The sequence below is a fragment of the Aurantimonas endophytica genome, from assembly GCF_014196845.1.
Lineage (GTDB): Bacteria > Pseudomonadota > Alphaproteobacteria > Rhizobiales > Rhizobiaceae > Aurantimonas > Aurantimonas endophytica.
The window spans coordinates 700,064-718,623 of record NZ_JACIEM010000001.1 but is presented as its reverse complement, the minus strand read 5'-3'; the positions used below and the strand labels follow the sequence as shown (position 1 = coordinate 718,623).

At 66.3% G+C, this 18,560-nt stretch carries 17 protein-coding genes; 9 read left to right on the top strand and 8 right to left on the bottom strand.

Going from position 1 to position 18,560, the window contains the following annotated elements; genetic code table 11:
* Positions 1–4: 4 nt before the first annotated feature.
* Together GGR03_RS03600 and gatA are read left to right on the top strand one after the other, a co-directional pair.
* Positions 5–475: a GNAT family N-acetyltransferase gene (locus GGR03_RS03600; RefSeq protein WP_183206172.1), complete on the top strand. Its 471-nt coding sequence runs from the start codon at positions 5–7 to the stop codon at positions 473–475.
* Positions 472–1,953, top strand: a complete 1,482-nt coding sequence (gatA, locus tag GGR03_RS03595; RefSeq protein WP_183206171.1) for an Asp-tRNA(Asn)/Glu-tRNA(Gln) amidotransferase subunit GatA — start codon at positions 472–474, stop codon at positions 1,951–1,953. The genes GGR03_RS03600 and gatA overlap by 4 nt, the downstream gene beginning before the upstream one ends.
* A 140-nt stretch (positions 1,954–2,093) precedes the next feature.
* Here the strand turns inward: gatA and GGR03_RS03590 are convergent, their stop codons facing one another.
* Entirely contained in the window at positions 2,094–2,372 is a 279-nt protein-coding gene (locus GGR03_RS03590; protein ID WP_246367572.1) for a YjiS-like domain-containing protein, read from the bottom strand.
* 103 nt (positions 2,373–2,475) lie between these two features.
* Here GGR03_RS03590 and GGR03_RS03585 point away from each other — a divergent pair, with 103 nt between their 5' ends.
* The 5 genes from GGR03_RS03585 to GGR03_RS03565 all read left to right on the top strand — a co-directional run bounded on the left by GGR03_RS03585 (position 2,476) and on the right by GGR03_RS03565 (position 7,026).
* Positions 2,476–3,894 carry an aminotransferase class I/II-fold pyridoxal phosphate-dependent enzyme gene (locus GGR03_RS03585; protein WP_183206170.1) on the top strand — a complete coding sequence of 473 codons (1,419 nt, stop codon included), beginning with the start codon at positions 2,476–2,478 and terminating at the stop codon, positions 3,892–3,894.
* A gap of 106 nt (positions 3,895–4,000) precedes the next feature.
* Positions 4,001–5,500, top strand: coding sequence for an Asp-tRNA(Asn)/Glu-tRNA(Gln) amidotransferase subunit GatB (gatB, locus tag GGR03_RS03580; protein WP_183206169.1), 1,500 nt, complete (start codon positions 4,001–4,003; stop codon positions 5,498–5,500).
* Entirely contained in the window at positions 5,497–5,997 is a 501-nt protein-coding gene (locus tag GGR03_RS03575) for a GNAT family N-acetyltransferase (protein ID WP_183206168.1), read from the top strand. Before gatB ends, GGR03_RS03575 begins: the two co-directional genes overlap by 4 nt.
* A gap of 76 nt (positions 5,998–6,073) precedes the next feature.
* A complete protein-coding gene (locus GGR03_RS03570; RefSeq protein WP_163045485.1) occupies positions 6,074–6,454 on the top strand; it encodes an NADH:ubiquinone oxidoreductase subunit NDUFA12 in 381 nt (126 codons plus the stop codon).
* A gap of 167 nt (positions 6,455–6,621) precedes the next feature.
* Positions 6,622–7,026: a DUF2155 domain-containing protein gene (locus GGR03_RS03565; protein ID WP_183206167.1), complete on the top strand. Its 405-nt coding sequence runs from the start codon at positions 6,622–6,624 to the stop codon at positions 7,024–7,026.
* Here the strand turns inward: GGR03_RS03565 and aat are convergent.
* The 6 genes from aat to GGR03_RS03535 form a co-directional block, all read right to left on the bottom strand.
* Positions 6,966–7,634: a leucyl/phenylalanyl-tRNA--protein transferase gene (aat, locus tag GGR03_RS03560; protein ID WP_183206166.1), complete on the bottom strand. Its 669-nt coding sequence runs from the start codon at positions 7,632–7,634 to the stop codon at positions 6,966–6,968. The genes GGR03_RS03565 and aat overlap by 61 nt on opposite strands.
* A 2-nt stretch (positions 7,635–7,636) precedes the next feature.
* Positions 7,637–8,986: an acetyl-CoA carboxylase biotin carboxylase subunit gene (accC, locus tag GGR03_RS03555; RefSeq protein WP_183206165.1), complete on the bottom strand. Its 1,350-nt coding sequence runs from the start codon at positions 8,984–8,986 to the stop codon at positions 7,637–7,639.
* A gap of 10 nt (positions 8,987–8,996) precedes the next feature.
* Positions 8,997–9,461: an acetyl-CoA carboxylase biotin carboxyl carrier protein gene (gene accB, locus GGR03_RS03550; RefSeq protein ID WP_183206164.1), complete on the bottom strand. Its 465-nt coding sequence runs from the start codon at positions 9,459–9,461 to the stop codon at positions 8,997–8,999.
* Positions 9,462–9,492: 31 nt separating this feature from the next.
* Positions 9,493–9,930 carry a type II 3-dehydroquinate dehydratase gene (gene aroQ, locus GGR03_RS03545; protein WP_183206163.1) on the bottom strand — a complete coding sequence of 146 codons (438 nt, stop codon included), beginning with the start codon at positions 9,928–9,930 and terminating at the stop codon, positions 9,493–9,495.
* Between the two features lie 111 nt (positions 9,931–10,041).
* Positions 10,042–10,806, bottom strand: coding sequence for a DsbA family protein (locus tag GGR03_RS03540; protein WP_252920100.1), 765 nt, complete (start codon positions 10,804–10,806; stop codon positions 10,042–10,044).
* Positions 10,807–10,826: 20 nt separating this feature from the next.
* Entirely contained in the window at positions 10,827–12,206 is a 1,380-nt protein-coding gene (locus tag GGR03_RS03535; RefSeq protein WP_183206161.1) for a M48 family metalloprotease, read from the bottom strand.
* Positions 12,207–12,487: 281 nt separating this feature from the next.
* Here GGR03_RS03535 and GGR03_RS03530 point away from each other — a divergent pair, with 281 nt between their 5' ends.
* Positions 12,488–13,597 carry a pyridoxal phosphate-dependent aminotransferase gene (locus GGR03_RS03530; RefSeq protein ID WP_183207013.1) on the top strand — a complete coding sequence of 370 codons (1,110 nt, stop codon included), beginning with the start codon at positions 12,488–12,490 and terminating at the stop codon, positions 13,595–13,597.
* A 96-nt stretch (positions 13,598–13,693) separates the two neighbouring features.
* Here the strand turns inward: GGR03_RS03530 and GGR03_RS03525 are convergent, their stop codons facing one another.
* Complete coding sequence (locus GGR03_RS03525; protein ID WP_183206160.1) at positions 13,694–16,480, bottom strand: Rne/Rng family ribonuclease; 2,787 nt, start codon at positions 16,478–16,480, stop codon at positions 13,694–13,696.
* A gap of 693 nt (positions 16,481–17,173) precedes the next feature.
* On the opposite strand from GGR03_RS03525, the gene GGR03_RS03520 reads away from it, so the two are divergent.
* On the top strand, positions 17,174–18,400 hold the full coding sequence (locus GGR03_RS03520) for an N-acetylmuramoyl-L-alanine amidase (RefSeq protein WP_210291985.1): 1,227 nt from the start codon (positions 17,174–17,176) through the stop codon (positions 18,398–18,400).
* The last annotated feature ends 160 nt before the right edge of the window (positions 18,401–18,560 follow it).

The following is an 18,560-nucleotide window of genomic DNA, read 5'->3' as shown; positions in this document are numbered from 1 at the left end:
CCGCATGGCCGTGACCATCGCCGTCGAGACGCCCTTGCAGGACGCAATCCGGGCGCTGGTTGCCGATCTCAATGCCCATCTCGAACCGCTGTCGCCGCCGGAGTTTCAATTCCAGATGACGGCGGAACAGATGGCGGGGGATGACACGACCGTCTTCGTCGCCCGTGACGACACCCGGACCGTCGTTGGAATGGGCGCGCTGCGCCGCCACGATGCCTCGCTCGGCGAGGTCAAGCGGATGTTCTCGATCCCCGCGGCACGCGGAACGGGGATCGGCTGGCGTCTGCTGCAGGCGATCGAGGCGGAGGCAGGGCGCCAGAAGCTCGAACGACTCGTCCTGGAGACCGGCGGCACGGAGGGGTTCGAGCCCGCCTGGGCGCTTTACGAGCGTGCCGGCTTTACCCGCTGCGGGGTCGTCCTCGACTATCCCGATTCAGAATACAGTCGCTTTTACGAGATGATGCTGCCCCGATGACCGATCTGACCTCCCTGACCATCGCCGAGGCACGCGACGAGCTGAAGGCGAAAGCGTTCTCCGCGACCGAACTCACCCAGGCCTATGTCTCGGCTATCGAGGCCGCCAACGGTCAGCTCAACGCCTACGTGATGCCGACGCCCGAGAAGGCGATGGCGATGGCGGCGCAGTCCGACGCTCGTCTGGCGAAAGGCGAGGCAGGCGCTCTCGAAGGCATCCCGCTCGGCGTCAAGGATCTCTACGCCACGGAAGGCGTCCACACGCAGGCCTGCAGCAGGATCCTCGAAGGCTTCGAGCCACGCTACGAATCCACCGTGACGGCCAATCTCTGGGCGGACGGCGCGGTCATGCTCGGCAAGCTTAACATGGACGAATTCGCCATGGGCTCGTCCAACGAGAGTTCGTGCTACGGACCGGTGAAGAACCCATGGCGCCGGAAGGGCTCCAATCTCGACCTCGTGCCTGGTGGTTCTTCGGGCGGCTCGGCGGCCGCCGTCGCGGCGCATCTCGCGGCAGGCGCCACGGCCACGGACACCGGCGGGTCGATCCGCCAGCCGGCCGCCTTCACCGGCACGGTCGGCATCAAGCCGACCTACGGGCGCTGCTCGCGCTGGGGAATCGTCGCCTTTGCCTCCTCCCTCGACCAGGCGGGCCCGATCGCTCGCGACGTCCGCGACGCGGCCATCATGCTGCGCTCGATGGCCTCGGTCGACGCCAAGGATACGACCTCGGTCGATCGGCCGGTGCCGGACTACGAAGCCGCCATCGGCCGCTCGGTGAAGGGGCTGCGGATCGGCGTGCCGAAGGAGTACCGGGTCGACGGCATGCCCGGCGAGATCGAGGCGCTCTGGCAGCAGGGCATCGCCTGGCTGAAAGACGCCGGCGCCGAGATCGTCGACGTATCGCTGCCGCACACGAAATACGCGCTGCCGGCCTACTACATCGTCGCCCCGGCCGAAGCCTCGTCCAACCTCGCGCGCTACGACGGCGTGCGCTACGGCCTGCGGGTGCCCGGCAAGGACCTGACGGAGATGTACGAGCGGACGCGGGCCGAGGGCTTCGGCCGCGAGGTCAAGCGCCGCATCATGATCGGCACCTACGTCCTCTCGGCCGGCTATTACGACGCCTACTACCTGCGGGCCCAGAAGGTCCGGACGCTGATCAAGCGCGACTTCGAGACGGTCTATGCGGACGGCATCGACGCGCTGCTGACGCCGGCGACGCCCTCGGCGGCCTTCGGCATCGCCGACCAGGACATGGCGTCCGACCCGGTCAAGATGTACCTGAACGACATCTTCACCGTCACCGTGAACATGGCGGGCCTGCCCGGCATCGCGGTGCCGGCCGGGCTGACGGAGGAGGGGCTGCCGCTCGGGCTGCAGCTGATCGGCCGGCCTTTCGACGAGGAAACGCTGTTCTCGCTCGGTTCGGTCATCGAGCAGGCGGCCGGCCGGTTCGAGCCGGCCAAGTGGTGGTGAAGACGCGCGAGCGGTGCCGCTCCCGTGGAGCGGCACCGGTTCTCGTCAGCACTAATTGAGACGGGACGGCTTATCGACTGCCGCTCCTTGGGTCGTCGTCCCTCCTGAGGTTGTCGAGCTGCCGGCCGGATGGCGAGCGCTCACTTCCAGTCGCAGCGCCATTCTATGCGCTCGGCGGCTCTGAGCGCCTCGTCCCGCGTCAGCCCCAGATCCTTCAACTGGAAATCGTCCAGATCGAGAAGGTCGCGCCGCATCCTGGCGCGCCCCGATAGAGCGCGCAGGCGGAAAGCGAGCGAAGCCCTTGCCTCGCGGATCTTGCGGCCGACCGCTTCCAGCAGTTCGGCAGACGTGCGAGGCCGATCTTTCCGCCAAGGGGAGCGATCCGCGTTCTGAGCGATCTTCGAATAATGCCCTGACATGGCAACCATCCAATCTCTGTATTGTGACCGTTGATCTACTTGAACCCATGACGGGAACGGGTACAATGCAAATGAAGTGAGGGTGACAAAGGAAGGTGTCAGGGTGACATTGCAGCTGAAGATCGCGGAAGACGCCGATCTGCCGTTCTATCTGCGGCTCGCCGACGCCATCGACCGGGCTATCGTCGATGGCCACCTCGAACCGGGCGCGAAGCTGCCGCCCCAGCGGGACCTCGCCTTCGACCTGAAGGTCACCGTCGGCACGATCGGACGAGCTTACAAGATCGCCCGAGAGCGAGGCCTGACAACCGGCGAAGTCGGTCGCGGGACCTATGTCCGCCGGATCGACGGGATCACGGAAAAGGCGGGAGCTGCCGTGGCAGCCCGCGACGCCGTCGTTGATCCTCGGCCGGGCCAGGAGACGAGCGATGCCAAGCTCGATTCAACCTCTGCGGCTGACATCGGGCAGAGCGAGATCGTCTCGAAGACGTTCTCGGCCGTCATGACGGACTCGCCGGGCCGCGTGCTCGACTACGTGCGCGGCGTTCCTGCGAGCTGGCCGAAGGCCGGCGCCGAATGGCTGGCGACGGGCGGGTGGTCGCCGGATCCGAGCCACGTCGTTCCGACCCTCGGCGTCAACGCGGCCATTCAGGGCATCATCGCGGCCATGACTCATCCGGGCGATCGGATCGTCTTCGAAGCATTGTCCTATGCCGCGGTGGCGCGCGCCGCGACGATGATCGGCCGCCTGCCGTTGACGGTCGGCATGGACGAGGAGGGGATGCTGCCGGATGAACTTGATCGCTGCGCCGCCCGACAACATCCGCGGATGATCTTTCTGATGCCGGCAGTCAACAATCCGACCGGGCGCGTCATGTCGTCGAAGCGCCGGGAAGAGATTGTATCGATCGCCCGGCGGCACAATCTTCTCATCATAGAGGACAATGTCTACGGCAAGATCACGCCGAGCGACCTTGCCCCCATCGTGTCGCTTGCACCGGAGCGGACCTTCTTCCTCGGCGGGCTGTCGAAGAGCGTGGCGGCGGGATTGCGCGCCGGCTGGGCGGTCTGTCCGCGCGGCCAGGCGGTTCGCGTCACCGTCGCCCACAACCAGCTCACCGGGGGGCGGCCCTTCCTGAACATGGAAGTCGCGGCAAGGCTGGTCCTGTCGGGTGAGGCCGAACAGGTGCGACAGAAGGTGACGGCGGAAATCCAGGCGCGGATCGCCACGTTCGACCTGATCTTCGGCCTGGGCACGGCCGAGGAGCTCGCGCCGGTTCCCTATCGGTGGCTGCAACTGCCGTCGCCCTGGACTTCGCCGGCCTTCCTGCTTGCGGCACGCAACCACGGGATCCGCATCGATGGCGAGGACGAGTATCAAAGCGTCAGAAATGATCGGGCGCGTCACTGTGTCAGGATCGGCCTTTCCGCCGTTCGCGAACGCGAGACGCTCTCCAATGCCCTGACGACGCTCAAGGGCCTGATGGACAGTGGCAGCATCTCCTATGACAGCGTCGCCTGAACCGGCCGCCGTTGGGGCAGCGAGGAGACCGTCGGCCGCTTGAACCCCCCGAGGCTTTGCTCTAGCCAAACGGCAAGCCAATTTCATAGGTTTCCGGACCAAGCTCATGACCCTCGTCGATACCCGTACGCCCGAACCCAAGAACTTCATTTCCGGTGCCACCGGGGATTGGGAGATCATCGTCGGCATGGAGGTGCACGCCCAGGTCCTGTCGGAGTCCAAGCTCTTCTCCGGCGCCTCGACGAGCTTCGGTGGCGCGCCGAACGACCATGTCAGCCTCGTCGATGCGGCGATGCCCGGCATGCTGCCGGTTATCAACGAGGAATGCGTGCGCCAGGCGATCCGCACCGGCCTCGGCCTGAAGGCCGAGATCCGGCACCGCTCGCTGTTCGACCGCAAGAACTACTTCTATCCGGACCTGCCGCAGGGCTACCAGATCTCGCAGTACAAGGATCCGATCGTAGGGGAAGGGATCGTGTCCGTTGCGGTCGGCCCCGATTCCAAGGGCGAGTTCGAGACGATCGAGGTCGGGATCGAGCGGCTGCATCTCGAACAGGACGCCGGCAAGTCGCTGCACGATCAGCATCCGACCATGTCCTTCGTGGATCTCAACCGCTCCGGCGTCGCGCTGATGGAGATCGTCTCCAAGCCGGACATGCGCTCGGCCGACGAGGCCAAGGCCTTCCTCACCAAGCTGCGGACCATCCTGCGCTATCTCGGCACCTGCGACGGCAATATGGACGAAGGGTCGATGCGCGCCGACGTCAACGTGTCGGTGCGCCGTCCCGGCGGTGCCTTTGGCACGCGGTGCGAGATCAAGAACGTCAATTCGATCCGCTTCGTCGGCCAGTCGATCGAATCGGAGGCACGTCGGCAGATCGCGATCATCGAGGACGGCGGCACGATCGACCAGGAGACGCGCCTGTTCGACCCGGTGAAGGGCGAGACGCGCGCGATGCGCACCAAGGAAGACGCCCACGACTATCGCTACTTCCCCGATCCCGATCTTCTGCCGCTGGAATTCGACCAGGCCTATATCGACGCGCTGCTGAAGGAACTGCCGGAACTGCCGGACGACAAGCGAAACCGGCTGATCGCCGATGCCGGCCTGTCTCCCTACGACGCCTCAATCCTCGTTTCCGAGAAGGCGATCGCGGACTTCTTCGAGAAGGTTGCCAAGGGCCGCGATGCCAAGCAGGCGGCGAACTGGGTGATCAACGACCTGCTCGGGGCGCTCAACAAGGACGGCAAGTCGATCGAGGCGAGCCCCGTCTCCGCGGATCAGCTCGGCGCGATACTCGATCTCATCCGCGAGGACGTGATCTCCGGCAAGATCGCCAAGGAGCTGTTCGAGATCGTCTGGGCCGAAGGCGGCGACCCACGGGAAGTCGTCGAGGCGCGGGGAATGCGGCAGGTCACCGACACCGGCGCCATCGAGGCTGCGGTGGATGAAGTGATCGCCGCCAACCCGGACAAGGTCGAGCAGGCGAAGGCGAAGCCGTCGCTGGCGGGCTGGTTCGTCGGCCAGGTGATGAAGGCGACCGGTGGCAAGGCAAGCCCGGGCGCAGTCAACGCGCTGGTCAAGGCGAAGCTCGGCGTCGAATGACCTTCTACGTCCGCACCGCCGGCCTGCGCGACCTGGAAGCCGTAAGCGCGCTGCTCGGCGAGACCTGGCACGCCACCTATGACGGCATCTATGGCGCCGAGCGCGTGGCGGAGATCACCGGCTCGTGGCACTCTGTGGACGTGCTCAAGCCGCGCCTCGGCAGGCTGAACGCCGAGTTCGTCGTCGGCGACGACGGCGAGCGGATCGGCGGCATGGCATTCGCCGCGGCTGCCGGAGCCGACGGCAAGACGGTCGTGCTGCACCAGCTCTACGTCCACCCCGACTGCCAGGGCAGCGGGTTGGGCAGCGCGCTTCTCGCCGAGATCATGGAGTCGTTTCCGCAGGCGGAGCGGTTGCGGCTCGAGGTGGAGGAGGCGAACGAACCGGCGATTGCCTTCTACCGCGCCAAGGGGTTCACAAAGACCGGCTCGACGGCAAATTGCGGCGCCGCGGATTCGGGCATTCCGGCGGCGATCTACGAGAAGCCGCTCGGCTGAGGCAACGCGCCCGGCGATGGACATTTCACCGACGGGGCAGCATAAGGTCCCGGCATCGAGACGGATTGGGATCGCCATGAAAGACTGGCTGCTGCAGATCTTCACCTGGTGGAACGGTCAGACGATCGGCACGAGGTTCTACACTTGGCGGTTCGGCCGGAATGTCGGCACCGACGAGTTCGGCAACGTCTACCACGAGAATGCCGACGGCTCGAAACGCTGGGTCATCTACAACGGTCCGGCGGAGCCCTCGATGATCCCCCCCGGCTGGAACGGCTGGATGCATCACCGCGTCGACACGCCGCCGACCGTCGAAGACTATCGCCCACACGCCTGGGAGAAGCCGCATCTGCCGAACTTCACCGGCACCGGCAAGGCCTATCGGCCAAAGGGCTCGCTGCTCAACCCGGCGGATCGTCCGCGGGTCACCGGCGACTACGACGCCTGGACGCCCTGACTAGGCTGGCTGCTTTACAGAATGGACGCAGAACCCTTTTGGGCAGGGCAGCGGTTCGTTCCGGTTCGAGGCCACGCCTTCGGACTGTCCGTCCCAGCCTCCGCCGCAATTGCGTGGCACGCCCTTGACGCAGGCCTCACCGGCCCGTGCCGACTGAAGGTCATCTGATGAACCGCCGCCTATCGACCTCGATCCTCGCCGCGCTGATGGCCATGGCATGCGCCCCTGTCGGCGCGCAGCAGCGCGTCGAGAACCCCGTCGCGGTGTTCTCTGGGCTCGACAAGATCACCGGCCGGATCACCAGCTTCGACGTCTATATCGACGAGACGGTGCAGTTCGGCTCGCTGCAGGTGACGCCGAAGGTCTGCTACACCAGCGCCGAAGGCGAGGCGACCCGGACCGATGCGTTCATCGAGGTGGACGAGATCACGCTCGACCGCGAGATCCGGCAGATCTTCTCCGGCTGGATGTTCGCCGATTCCCCGGGTCTCAATGCCGTGGAGCACCCGGTCTACGACGTCTGGCTGAAGGACTGTAAGACCGATTCGGCGGTTCCCGCGCCGGAAGGGTGAAACGTCGCGTCGGCGGCGACGGCATCCTCGAGCAATAGCTGATAGTCGTCCCGGGGAATCTCGATCGCCCCGAAGCTCGCAAGGTGTTCGGTCAGGAACTGTGTGTCGAGCAGCTGGTAGCCGCCGCGCTTCAGCCGGTCGCAGAGATACGCAAGCGTGACCTTCGAGGCGTCGGTGCGGCGCGAGAACATGCTTTCCCCGAAGAACGCCGCGCCCAGCGACACGCCGTAGAGTCCGCCGACCAGATGGTCGCCCTCCCAGGCCTCGACGGAGTGCGCAAAGCCTTCCCGATAAAGAGCCAGATACAGCGAGCGGATCTGGCTGTTGATCCATGTCTGGGTTCGCCCGGGCGCGGGCTCGGCGCAGGCATCGACCACGGCGGCCAACGCCGTGTCGACCCGGATATCGAACGGCTGCCGGCGGATCGTCTTGCGCAGGCTGCGCGACAGATGGAACTGCTCGAGCGGCAGGATGCCGCGCTCCGTCGGGTCGATCCAGAAGATGCGCGGATCGTCGGCGCTTTCGGCCATCGGGAAGATGCCGCACGCATAGGCTTTCAGGAGGATGGCCGGCGTGATCTCGAACCGCTGCCCACCCCGCCGAACCATGATTACCCGGCTCCGCCTGCGGCCAGATAGTTCTCCAGCCAGTGGATGTCGTAGTCGCCGGTACCGATGTCGGGATTGTCGACGAGATCGCGGAACAGCGGCAGCGTCGTCTTGACCCCGTCGACGACGATTTCGTCGAGCGCCCGGCGCAGGCGCATCATGCACTCCGCCCGGTTGCGGCCATGCACGATCAGCTTGCCGATCAGGCTGTCGTAGAAGGGCGGGATCGCATAGCCCTGATAGACGCCCGAATCGACGCGAACGCCGAGGCCACCCGGCGTGTGGTAGTGGGTGATCGTGCCCGGCGACGGGGCGAAGGTCTTCGGATCCTCGGCATTGATCCGACACTCGATGGCGTGACCGGAAAAGACGATCTCCGACTGCGTGATCGACAGGCCCTGGCCGGCGGCGACGCGGATCTGCTCATGAACGAGATCGAGGCCGGTGATGGCTTCCGTCACCGGATGCTCGACCTGGAGCCGGGTGTTCATCTCGATGAAGAAGAACTCGCCGTTCTCGTACAGAAATTCGATCGTGCCGGCGCCGCGATAGCCGAGCTTGGCGATCGCATCGGCGCAGATCCCGCCGATCGAGGCGCGCTGCTCTTCGGTCAGGGCCGGCGAGTTGGCCTCTTCCCAGACCTTCTGGTGGCGGCGCTGCAGGGAGCAGTCGCGTTCGCCGAGATGGATCGCGTTGCCCTTGCCGTCGCCGAAGACCTGCACCTCGATATGCCGCGGCTTCTCGAGATATTTCTCGATATAGACGGCGTCGTCGCCGAAAGCGGCGCCTGCTTCGGTACGGGCGGTCGACAGCGCCACCGAGAGATCCTCGCGAGAACGGGCGACCTTCATGCCGCGGCCACCGCCGCCGGCTGATGCCTTGACGAGTACCGGGAAGCCGATCTCGTCGGCGATCCGCAGCGCCTCGTCGTCGTTGGTCACGGCACCGGGCGAGCCCGGCACGACCGGGATGCCGAGACGCATCGCCGTGCGCTTGGCCTCGATCTTGTCGCCCATGATCCGGATGTGCTCCGCGGTCGGGCCGATGAAGGTGATGTTGTGGGCGTCGAGAATGTCCGCAAAGCGGGCATTCTCCGACAGGAAGCCGTAGCCGGGATGCACCGCATCGGCGCCGGAAATTTCGCAGGCCGCCACGATCGAGGGAATGTTGAGATAGCTGTCGCGCGATGGCGGCGGGCCGATGCACACGCTCTCGTCGGCCAGGCGCACGTGCATCGCTGTGTTGTCGGCGGTGGAGTGGACCGCCACGGTGGGTATGCCGAGTTCCTTGCAGGCCCTCAGGACCCGCAGCGCGATCTCGCCGCGGTTGGCGATCAGGACCTTCTTGAACATGCCCGGTTCCTCAAGCGATCACGACGAGCGCTTCGCCGTATTCCACGGGTTGGGCATTCTCGACGCAGATGCGGGTGATCCGGCCGGCACGCGGCGCCGGGATCTGGTTCATGGTCTTCATCGCCTCGATGATCAGCAGCGTCTCGCCTTCGGCGACCTGCTGCCCGACCTCGATGAAGTTCTTGGCTCCCGGTGCGGAGGCGAGATAGACCGTGCCGACCATCGGCGAGGGGACGGTGCCGACCTCCGGACCGGCGGGCGCTGCCGGCCCTGGCAGGGGAACGGGGGCGGGAGCCGCCTGTGTCGGCGCCGGACCCTGCATGTAATGCATCGGCTGCGGATAGTCCTTCTGGCGCGACACGCGCACCCGTACCGACCCGCGCTCGATCTCGATCTCCGTCAGATCGGTGTCGTTGAGGATGGTCGCCAGCTCGCGCACCAGCGCGGGGTCGAGATTGTGATCTTCTCTGGACATCTTTTTCCTTCGGCCGCTCGGACCCGATGCTCTAGGTGAGGCGCGACTTGAGGGCGGCGATCGCGAGTTCGTAGCCAACCGGCCCGAACCCGACGATCATGCCCAGCGCGATCGGCGCGATGAGGCTCTTGTGCCGGATCTCTTCGCGCGCATGAATATTGGAGATGTGCACTTCCACGATCGGCTTGTCGAAATAACGAAGCGCGTCGTGGATGGCGAGGGACGTGTGGGTGTAGGCCGCGGCATTGATGATGATCGCCACCGCTTCCTCGCGGGCCTGCTGGATCCAGTCGACGAGTTCACCCTCGTGGTTGGACTGCCGGAAGACGATCTCGAACCCGGCAGCTTTGCCGACCTCGATGCAGCGACGCTCGACATCGGCGAGCGTGGCCGAGCCATAGATCGCAGGTTCGCGCCGGCCGAGCGTGTTGAGGTTCGGTCCGTTGAGGATGTAGATCGTCGAGGTCATCGACCCTCGTTCGGTTGCGGATCGGCCGCGCGTCGCGGACGCGCTTGCCTGTCCTATAGAGCCATAGCGGCGCTGGGGAAAGCGCCAGCTGCGGGTTTGCCGGGTCGGGCGTCAGCAGGCGGTGCTTCCGCATTCGCGGACATTGGCAATCCCGGCGGCGAGCGCATCCTTGCCGACCGCACCGGCCAGGATACCGTCAGCAACGACGTAAGTCGGCGTGCCGTTGATCGCCAACCCTTCGGCGAGTTCGTTCGATTCGGCGAGGGCTTCGGCGACGGCGGGGGAGTCCATGGCGGCACGCAAGGCGGCAGTCTCTATGCCGAGATCCTCGGCCACTCCGAGCGCGACAGCCTCGTCGGCAACGCCGCGCGATCCCAGCAGCGTGCGGTGGAACTCGGCGTAGCGATCCGGCGCCACTTCCCGGACGGCGAGGCTTACCCGCGACGCCGCCAGCGACTGCGGGCCGAGAACAGGGATTTCCTTGAGTACGAAGCGGATGTTGGGATCCGCCGCCAGAAGGGCGTCCATGTCCGCCTGAGCCTGTTTGCAGTAGCCGCAATTGTAGTCGAAGAACTCGACTAGGGTGACGTCGCCCTCGGGATTGCCGAGGACCGTTCCTTCGGGTGAGGCAAAGAGTTCGGCGCCGTGCTCCTCGATCGCGGTCTTCTGCGACGCCATCTGCTCCGTCGCGCGTTTGGCCTCCAGCGAGTCGAGCGCCTCCAGCAGCACTTCCGGGTGCTCGACCAGATATTGGTGGACGATCGATTCGATTTCCTGCGTCGCTTCGGCGTCGAACCGAGACTGGGCGGTCTGGGCCGCGGCAGGCAGGGCGAATGCGAGGCCTGCGGCGGCCGCGAGAAGGGTCTTTCGTGTCACGTGGGGTGAATTCCTTGTGGTCATGACCGCGGCTTGGTCTGGATGATGTCCTGGGCCTGGAGCCAGGAGGGCGAGCCGCGCTTGAGCTTCTGCTGCGCCCGGGTGGCGAAGATCTGTGCCTGACGGATGTTGCCGCCGTGCCAATAGCCTTCGGCCGTCGCGAGCTCGGCCTGTCCGACTTCGCCCAGGTGGCCGTACGCCATGGCGAGGAAGCGGTAGGCCGCCGCGTTGGCAGGGTCGGACTGAAGGCCGGCGCGGATCATCTCGATGGCTTTCGGCATCTGCGACCGGTCGCCGCTGGAGACGATAGCCTGGCCGACCTGCGCCTTGAGGATGCCGGAGTTGGTGCCGTCGAGCTGGACGGCCCTGGCGTAGGCGGCAGCAGCTTCCGAAGCCCTGCCAGCCGCCATCAGCGTCTCGCCGCGCATCTCGTGGAACCAGGGATTGTTCGGACGAGCCGCAATCAGCGCATCGATCTTCTGGAGACCCGAGGCGGTCGAGCCGGCAAGCTGCGTGGCGATGGCGTCGCCATAGAGCGCTGGCAATCCCCGCGGGTCGCGGGCGAACAGCCGGCGCACGTCGGCCATGCCGCCGTTGTAAGCGGCAATCTTCGCGCGGGCGAAATTGTGTCGCTCGACCAGGGCAGGCGGGTCGGCGCGGCCGAAATGCCGGCTTTCGCGGGCTGCGGCCTCCAATGCCGCAATGCGGTCCCGCGGCATCGGGTGCGAAGACAGATAGTTCGATCGCGCGGAGGCAAACAGGTTGTTGCGGTCGAGCGTCGAGAAGGTTTCGAGCAGACCTTTTCCGGACTGGCCGGTTCGGTCGAGATAGGTGAGGGCGGTGCGATCGGCAGCCGATTCCTCGCCCCGCTGGTAGCTCAGGAGGCTGCGCTGGGCCGCCGCGCTGCCGCCGGTCATCAGGCCCGCGCCGGCCTGCGCGGCGCCCCCCGCGCCGGTGCTGGCGCCCGCCACGGCGATGCCGGCACCGAGCAGGCCCGCGACGATGGCGATCGTCTGCGATCGTTCGAGCTGCTCGCGCAGCCGCTGTTGGTGCCCGCCGGCCAGATGGCCGATCTCGTGGGCGATGATGCCGATCAGCTGGTTCGGCGTCTCCGTCGCGGTGATCGCGCCGGTGTTGATGAAGATGCGGCGCCCCGCAACGAAAGCATTGAAGCCGGAGGAATTGATCAGGACGATCTGGATGCCGGATCGCGAAAGCCCCGCCGCCTGGAGTAGCGGGCGGGCATAGTCGGCGACCAGCGCCTCGATCTCGGCGTCGCGCACTACCGGCAGTCTGGTCTTTTCGCTGCGGGACTGGGCAGCAACCGGCGTCAAGGTGACCGAAAGCGCCGTGAAGAACACGGCGAGGTGCCGGCAGAGGCGAAGCAGAGGGCGTTTCATCAAAAGGACCTCGATGTCGGCCGTTTTTCGAACGACGTTTGCTGCTTGAGCACGCAGCGTCTTTCGATGTTTCGTCACGGCAATCCGGCAAATTTGAGGGGAGGCAGGGCGGATGGCGCGGTCTGTCGGCCACTACCCTAGCTGACGATGACCGATCGCGTCTATGAACTCGGCCCGTCGGCATCCGCCGCGATCGCCATCAATCCGACAGGAACCGCCCCGTGACCCCAGCCCGCGCGCTCACCGCCTCCCGCCGCTCCGAGATCGATCCATTCCGGGCGATGGACGTGCTCGCCGAGGCGAACCGGATGATCGCCCGCGGCGAGAAGGTGATCTCGCTCGCAGTCGGCCAGCCGGCCGCTCCGGCGCCGCAGGCCGCGCGCGATGCGGCGAGGCGGATGCTCGACCATGGCCGCGTCGCCTACACCGACGCGCTCGGCCGCGCGGACCTGCGCGAGCGGATCGCCCGGCATTATCGGGACGCGTACGGCCTGGGCATCGAACCCGAGCGAATCATGGTGACGACGGGTTCCTCCGCCGGCTTCAACCTGGCGTTTCTCGCGGCGTTCGATCCCGGTGACCGGATCGCCATCGCCGCGCCCGGCTATCCGGCCTACCGGAATATCCTGAAGGCGCTGGGGCTCGTTCCCGTGGAGTACGAGGTCGATGCCTCGACCGGCTACGTCTTCACCGCCGACCATTTGCGGCATCTGCACGAGGCGGGCCCCGTCGCCGGCGTGCTGGTCGCCAGCCCGGCCAATCCGACCGGTACGATGACACCGCGCGACGAACTGCGGCGGCTGGTGGACTATGCCGATGGCGCCGGCATCCGCTTCATCTCCGACGAGATCTATCACGGCCTGAGCTATGGCCAGGCGGAGGAGACGGCGTTGGCGTTCTCGGACAGCCCGTTGGTCGTCAACTCGTTCTCGAAATATTACTGCATGACCGGATGGCGCATCGGATGGCTGGTGCTGCCGCCGAGCCTTGTGCGGGCCGCCGAGCGGATCGGCCAGAGCCTCTACATCTCGGCGCCGGAGATGTCGCAGGTGGCGGCCACCGCGGCCTTCGACTCGCGCAACGAGCTCGACGCGGTCCGCGAGGGCTATGTCCGCAACCGCGATCTCCTGGCGGCACGTCTGCCGGTGCTTGGCTTTCAGGACATCGCGCCGATCGACGGCGCCTTCTACGCCTATGCGGAGATCCCCGGCGGCGCGACGAGCTCTACGGAGTTTGCCAGAGCAATCCTCGAAGGATGCCACGTCGCGATCACGCCGGGCACGGATTTCGACCAGCGCCGGGGCGAACGCTTCGTGCGGATTTCCTATGCCTGCGACCATGCAAGCCTCGGCGAGGCGCTGGACCGCATGCAGGCGATGCTGCGCGGCTGACCGGAGGCCGTGCGGGGGCCACGGCGCTCAGCGCCGACGGCGCAACGAAAAAGGGCGGCCCACGGGCCGCCCTTTTGGTTTCGATGTCCGATGCGGTCAGAAGAAGCTGCGCCGTGCCCACCAGCCGGTGCGGCGTGGCTTTTCTTCTTCCTGGCCGGGTTCGGCAGTGTTTCCGGAGGTAACGACCGGCTCCTTCGGGGTCGATGTCGGCGCGGCTTCGACGGCCGGCAGGTCATCATTGGCGGCAGTCGCATCGCCGTCATGCTCGCCGGACGGCGATGCGATCGGAGCATCTGCGCGATCGTCCTCGACGACCGGTTCAGCCGCGATCTCGGCGTGGGCTTCGTCGACCTCCTGCGTGGCTGCCGCAGGCGCGGCTTCGGCCGCCAAGGCATGAGCCGGTTCGGCTTGGCGTTCGACCGCGACCGAAGCTTCCGGGAAGAACTGGTCGGCATTGGCCCGATCTTCTGCCGCGTCCGCCACGAAGCCCGTCGCGGCTAGCGGCGTTTCGGATTCGCCCTCTTCACCGTTCTCCGGCAGATCGTCGCGGTTGCGGCGGCCGCCACGGCGCCCGCGCCGACGCCGACGCCGCCCGCGCTCGTCATCGTCGCTGCTCACCGCATGGTGCGGCTCGCCCGAGTCGGCCTCCGTCTCGTCGTCCTCTGCGAAGGAATCGCCGTTGTCGTCCGACGAGGCAGCCGCCGTCTCGGTTTTGTCGCCATCCCGCCGGCGGCCCCGGCGCCTGCGGCGCCGCGGCCTGCCGCTCTCGGCGCTGTCGGCCGATTGCTCGATCTCGCCCTCGGCTCCGGGCTCATCCGAGGCCGCGATGTCGACCGCCGCGGCGCGCGCGGCCTCTTCATCGGCGGCCTCTTCCGCGGCATCGATCGCTGCGACCGCGTCGGACCGGATCGCTTCCATGGGCATCGGCGCCCTCGGCGCCTCGGCGCCATGGTCGATCTGGATGCCCTGGCGTCCGGCGCTCTCGTCCGCCTCGATCATGATCCGCAGGCCATAGAGCCGCTCCAGCTCCTCGATGCGCTTGCGCTTCTCGTTGAGCACGTAGAGCGCCGTCGCCGTCGGAACCTTGACGATGAGGTCATGGCTGGAATGCTTCTGCAGGTGCTCCTCGATCGTGCGCAGCACGTGCAACGCCAGCGACGAGGCGGAGCGGATATGCCCCGTGCCTTCGCAGACCGGGCAGGTCTGCATGGTCGATTCGAGCACGCTGGCGCGGATGCGCTGGCGGCTCATCTCCATCAGGCCGAAATGCGAGATCCGGCCGACCTGGATGCGGGCGCGATCGCTCTTCAGGCAGTCCTTCATCTTCTTCTCGACGGCGCGGTTGTTGCGCTTTTCTTCCATGTCGATGAAGTCGATGACGATGAGGCCCGCGAGATCGCGCAGCCGCAGCTGGCGTGCGACTTCCTCCGCCGCTTCCAGATTGGTCTGGTAGGCGGTGTCCTCGATCGAGTGCTCCTTGGTGGAGCGGCCCGAGTTGACGTCGATGGCGACCAGCGCCTCGGTCTGGTTGATGATGATGTAGCCGCCGGACTTCAGCGTCACATGCGGCTGCAGCATGCGGTCGAGCTGTCCCTCGATGCCCTGGCGCGCGAAGATCGGCGTCGGGTCGCGGTAGGGCTGCACGGCCTTCGCCTGGCTCGGCATCAGCATCCGCATGAAGTCCTTGGCTTCGCGGTAGCCACCTTCGCCGGCGACGAGGATCTGGTCGATGTCCTTGTTGTACAGGTCGCGGATCGACCGCTTGATCAGGCTCCCCTCCTCGTAGACGAGGGCAGGGGCGATCGACGACAGCGTGACGTTGCGGACCGTCTCCCACAGCCGCATCAGATATTCGTAGTCGCGCTTGACCTCGGCCTTGGTGCGGTTGGCACCGGCCGTGCGCAGGATGATGCCCATGCCGCGCGGCACTTCGAGCTCGCGCACCACGTCCTTGAGGCGCTTGCGGTCGACGGCGTTGGTGATCTTGCGGGAGATGCCGCCACCGCGTGCGGTGTTCGGCATCAGCACCGAATAACGTCCGGCCAGCGACAGATAGGTGGTGAGGGCGGCGCCCTTGTTGCCGCGCTCTTCCTTGACGACCTGCACCAGCAGGATCTGGCGGCGCTTGATCACCTCCTGGATCTTGTACTGGCGGCGCGGGCGGACCTGGCGGACGGGGACTTCCTCCATCGCGTCCTCGGAGCCGACTTCGTCGATCTCCTCTTCCTCGCCGTTCTCATCGGCATGATCATCGTCGCCGTTGCGCGAACGGTTGCGACGACCGCGGCCACGCCGACGGTTGCGCTGCTCGCGTTCGCCGCCAAGGTCGCCGGATTCGGTATCGGCCTCGTTCGAGCCCGACGCTTCCTCGCCGCCGTTCTCTTCGGCGTCGCTGGAGCCCGGCTCGTGGTCCTCGCCGTCGCGATGGTCCTCGCCGGAATGGCCGGTCTCGGACGCGTTGCCGGCCTCCTCGACCTCCTCGGAGACGCTGTCGCCGTCGCTGTCATCGCGCTCGGCCGCGCGGCTGCGCGGCGGGCGCTTGTTCTGCTGGCTGCGGGCGACCTTGGCGTCCTCGGCGATCTCCTCTTCCTCGGCCCGAGCGAGGTCTTCCTCGATCAGCGCCTGCCGGTCGGCCTTGGGGATCTGGTAGTAGTCGGGATGGATCTCGTTGAAGGCGAGGAAGCCGTGGCGGTTGCCGCCATACTCGACGAAGGCGGCCTGGAGCGACGGTTCGACCCGCGTCACCTTGGCGAGGTAGATGTTTCCCTTGAGCTGCTTCTTGTGTTCCGACTCGAAGTCGAATTCCTCGATCCGGCTACCGCGTACGACGACGACGCGGGTCTCCTCCGGATGGGAAGCGTCGATCAGCATCTTGTTTGCCATGCAAATTCTCCCGGGCGCTCGCGCGGGATCGCGGGTTGGCAATGCGTGCCGGACCGTCGATCGCTGGGCGCGAGCCCGTATCGGCCGCAAGGGTCAACCGCGTCCGTCCCCGACAAGACGCGAGAACCGGCCGTGAGGTCCGGGCTGGCTGCGTCGATGGGGTTCTGGAGGCTGGCGACAAAATCACGACCTGCAACAACTGGATGGCCGCTGAAGCGGCCGACGGAACGAGCGGACCGTTGCTGTTGGCACAGTGCATGTCCGCATCGCTGAACAATCGGCTGGATGAAGGCCCCAGCATCGATCGAAAATCTTCCACGAGGCCCGATGACGTGGTCGAATGCCGCGGGGGGTCGTAGCGCCCAGAAAGTTCGCCGTCGGACAGTTGGAAATCCGTTGCGGCAGGGCCTCCGACTCGGCGACGACACATATCCGTGTCACACTAAGCCTCACTTCCGCTTTTAGGCTGCGCAGCACCAAGAGACAAGGGCGATCCCGTGACGGGGCTGGCGTGAAGGCCGGGAAGCCAAGCCCGGGGCAAGTTCCGGTGGGTACTGGCTGCCGGGGTGGCGCTCGATCCCGTTCGCTGATGCGTCGTCCGCCCCAGTCCGATCATCTTTATCGGGTTTCGGGAGATGGCCAGGCCGAGCGATTCGACGCCGGCGTCCGCGGCGATCCGACGTAATGGTGGGAATGACCTCGTATATCCGCTCCTGTGCCACCCGCTTCGGCTACGCGATCGCAATCGCGCTGGCGCTCATCGCTGCCGGTTCAGCGCCTACAACACAGGCGCACGCTGAAGAGCGGGTCATCACCCGGATCGACCAGAACGTGGATGCTTCAGGGTACATCGTGAGTTTCGACCTGAACGGGGCCGTCGAGACGCGGCTCCTCCGGCTCGTCAACCCGGATCGGGTCGCCATCGACTTCATCGACGCGCTGCCAGCCGTAGAAGTCGTCTCGCCCCCGGACAACGCCTTCGTCGATACCGTCCGTCACGGGCTGGCCGCGGCCGACCGGTACCGGTTCATCTACCGGCTGAAGCGGGACGCGGTGGGTTCCATCGAGCGGCAGGAGCGATCCGGCGGCGAGATCGTGACGCTGAAGATCGGACCCGGGGGTAGTGCCGCCCCATCGTCCGCGCCGGTTGCCGATGCCGCGCCAGAGCCTTCGCAGGATCCGCCGTCGCCGCGCCGCGACATCGACGCCGACCGGGAACTGACGATCGTCATCGATCCGGGTCATGGCGGCGTGGACAATGGCGCCGTGTCGAAGTCCGGCACCTACGAGAAAGAGATCAATCTTGCCGCGGCATTCTCCCTGCGCGACGCGCTTCTGACGCACCCAAAGGTAAGGGTCGTTCTCACCCGTGAGTCGGACGTGTTCATTCCGCTCGACGAACGGGCCGCCATCGGCAGGCGGGAGCAGGCGCATCTGTTCGTCTCCATCCATGCCGATTCGATCAGGGCTGCGGCGCTGCGCGGAGCCACGGTCTACACGCTGTCGGAAAACGCCTCGGACGAGCTCTCACGCCAGATCGCGGCGAACGAGAACGCTGCCGATCGCTTCGCGGGCGCACAGTGGCAAGGGGGTGCGCCGGACGTGGTGGACATATTGGTCGACCTGACGCGCCGCGAGACCGTGAGCTTCTCGGAGCACTTTGCCGCTTCTCTGGTCAGGGACCTGGCTCGCAACGACGTCCGGCTGATCAAGAACCCGAAACGTTCGGCGGGTTTCCAGGTGCTGAAGGCGCCGGACGTGCCTTCGGTGTTGGTCGAGATGGGGTTTCTTTCGAACCGCGAGGACGAAAAGCTGCTGACGGACGCGGCTTGGCGTGCCGATGTGTCGGCGGCGATCGCCGACGCGATCGTCGGTTTCTTTCGCGGCGAAGAGGCAGCGCGTGCTGCCGGCACAGAGTGAGCCGGTCGTGGCGGGAAGCTGTCCGTCTGTGATAAATTCATCACGATCGCAGCTTTGCGATTGCCGAACACAGTGGCATCCATGGGCTTGCCGTATTTGGCGCCCACAGGTTAGCCAACGGAGTGCATGATCCGCGTCGAGAGCGATGCCGGGTCACGGA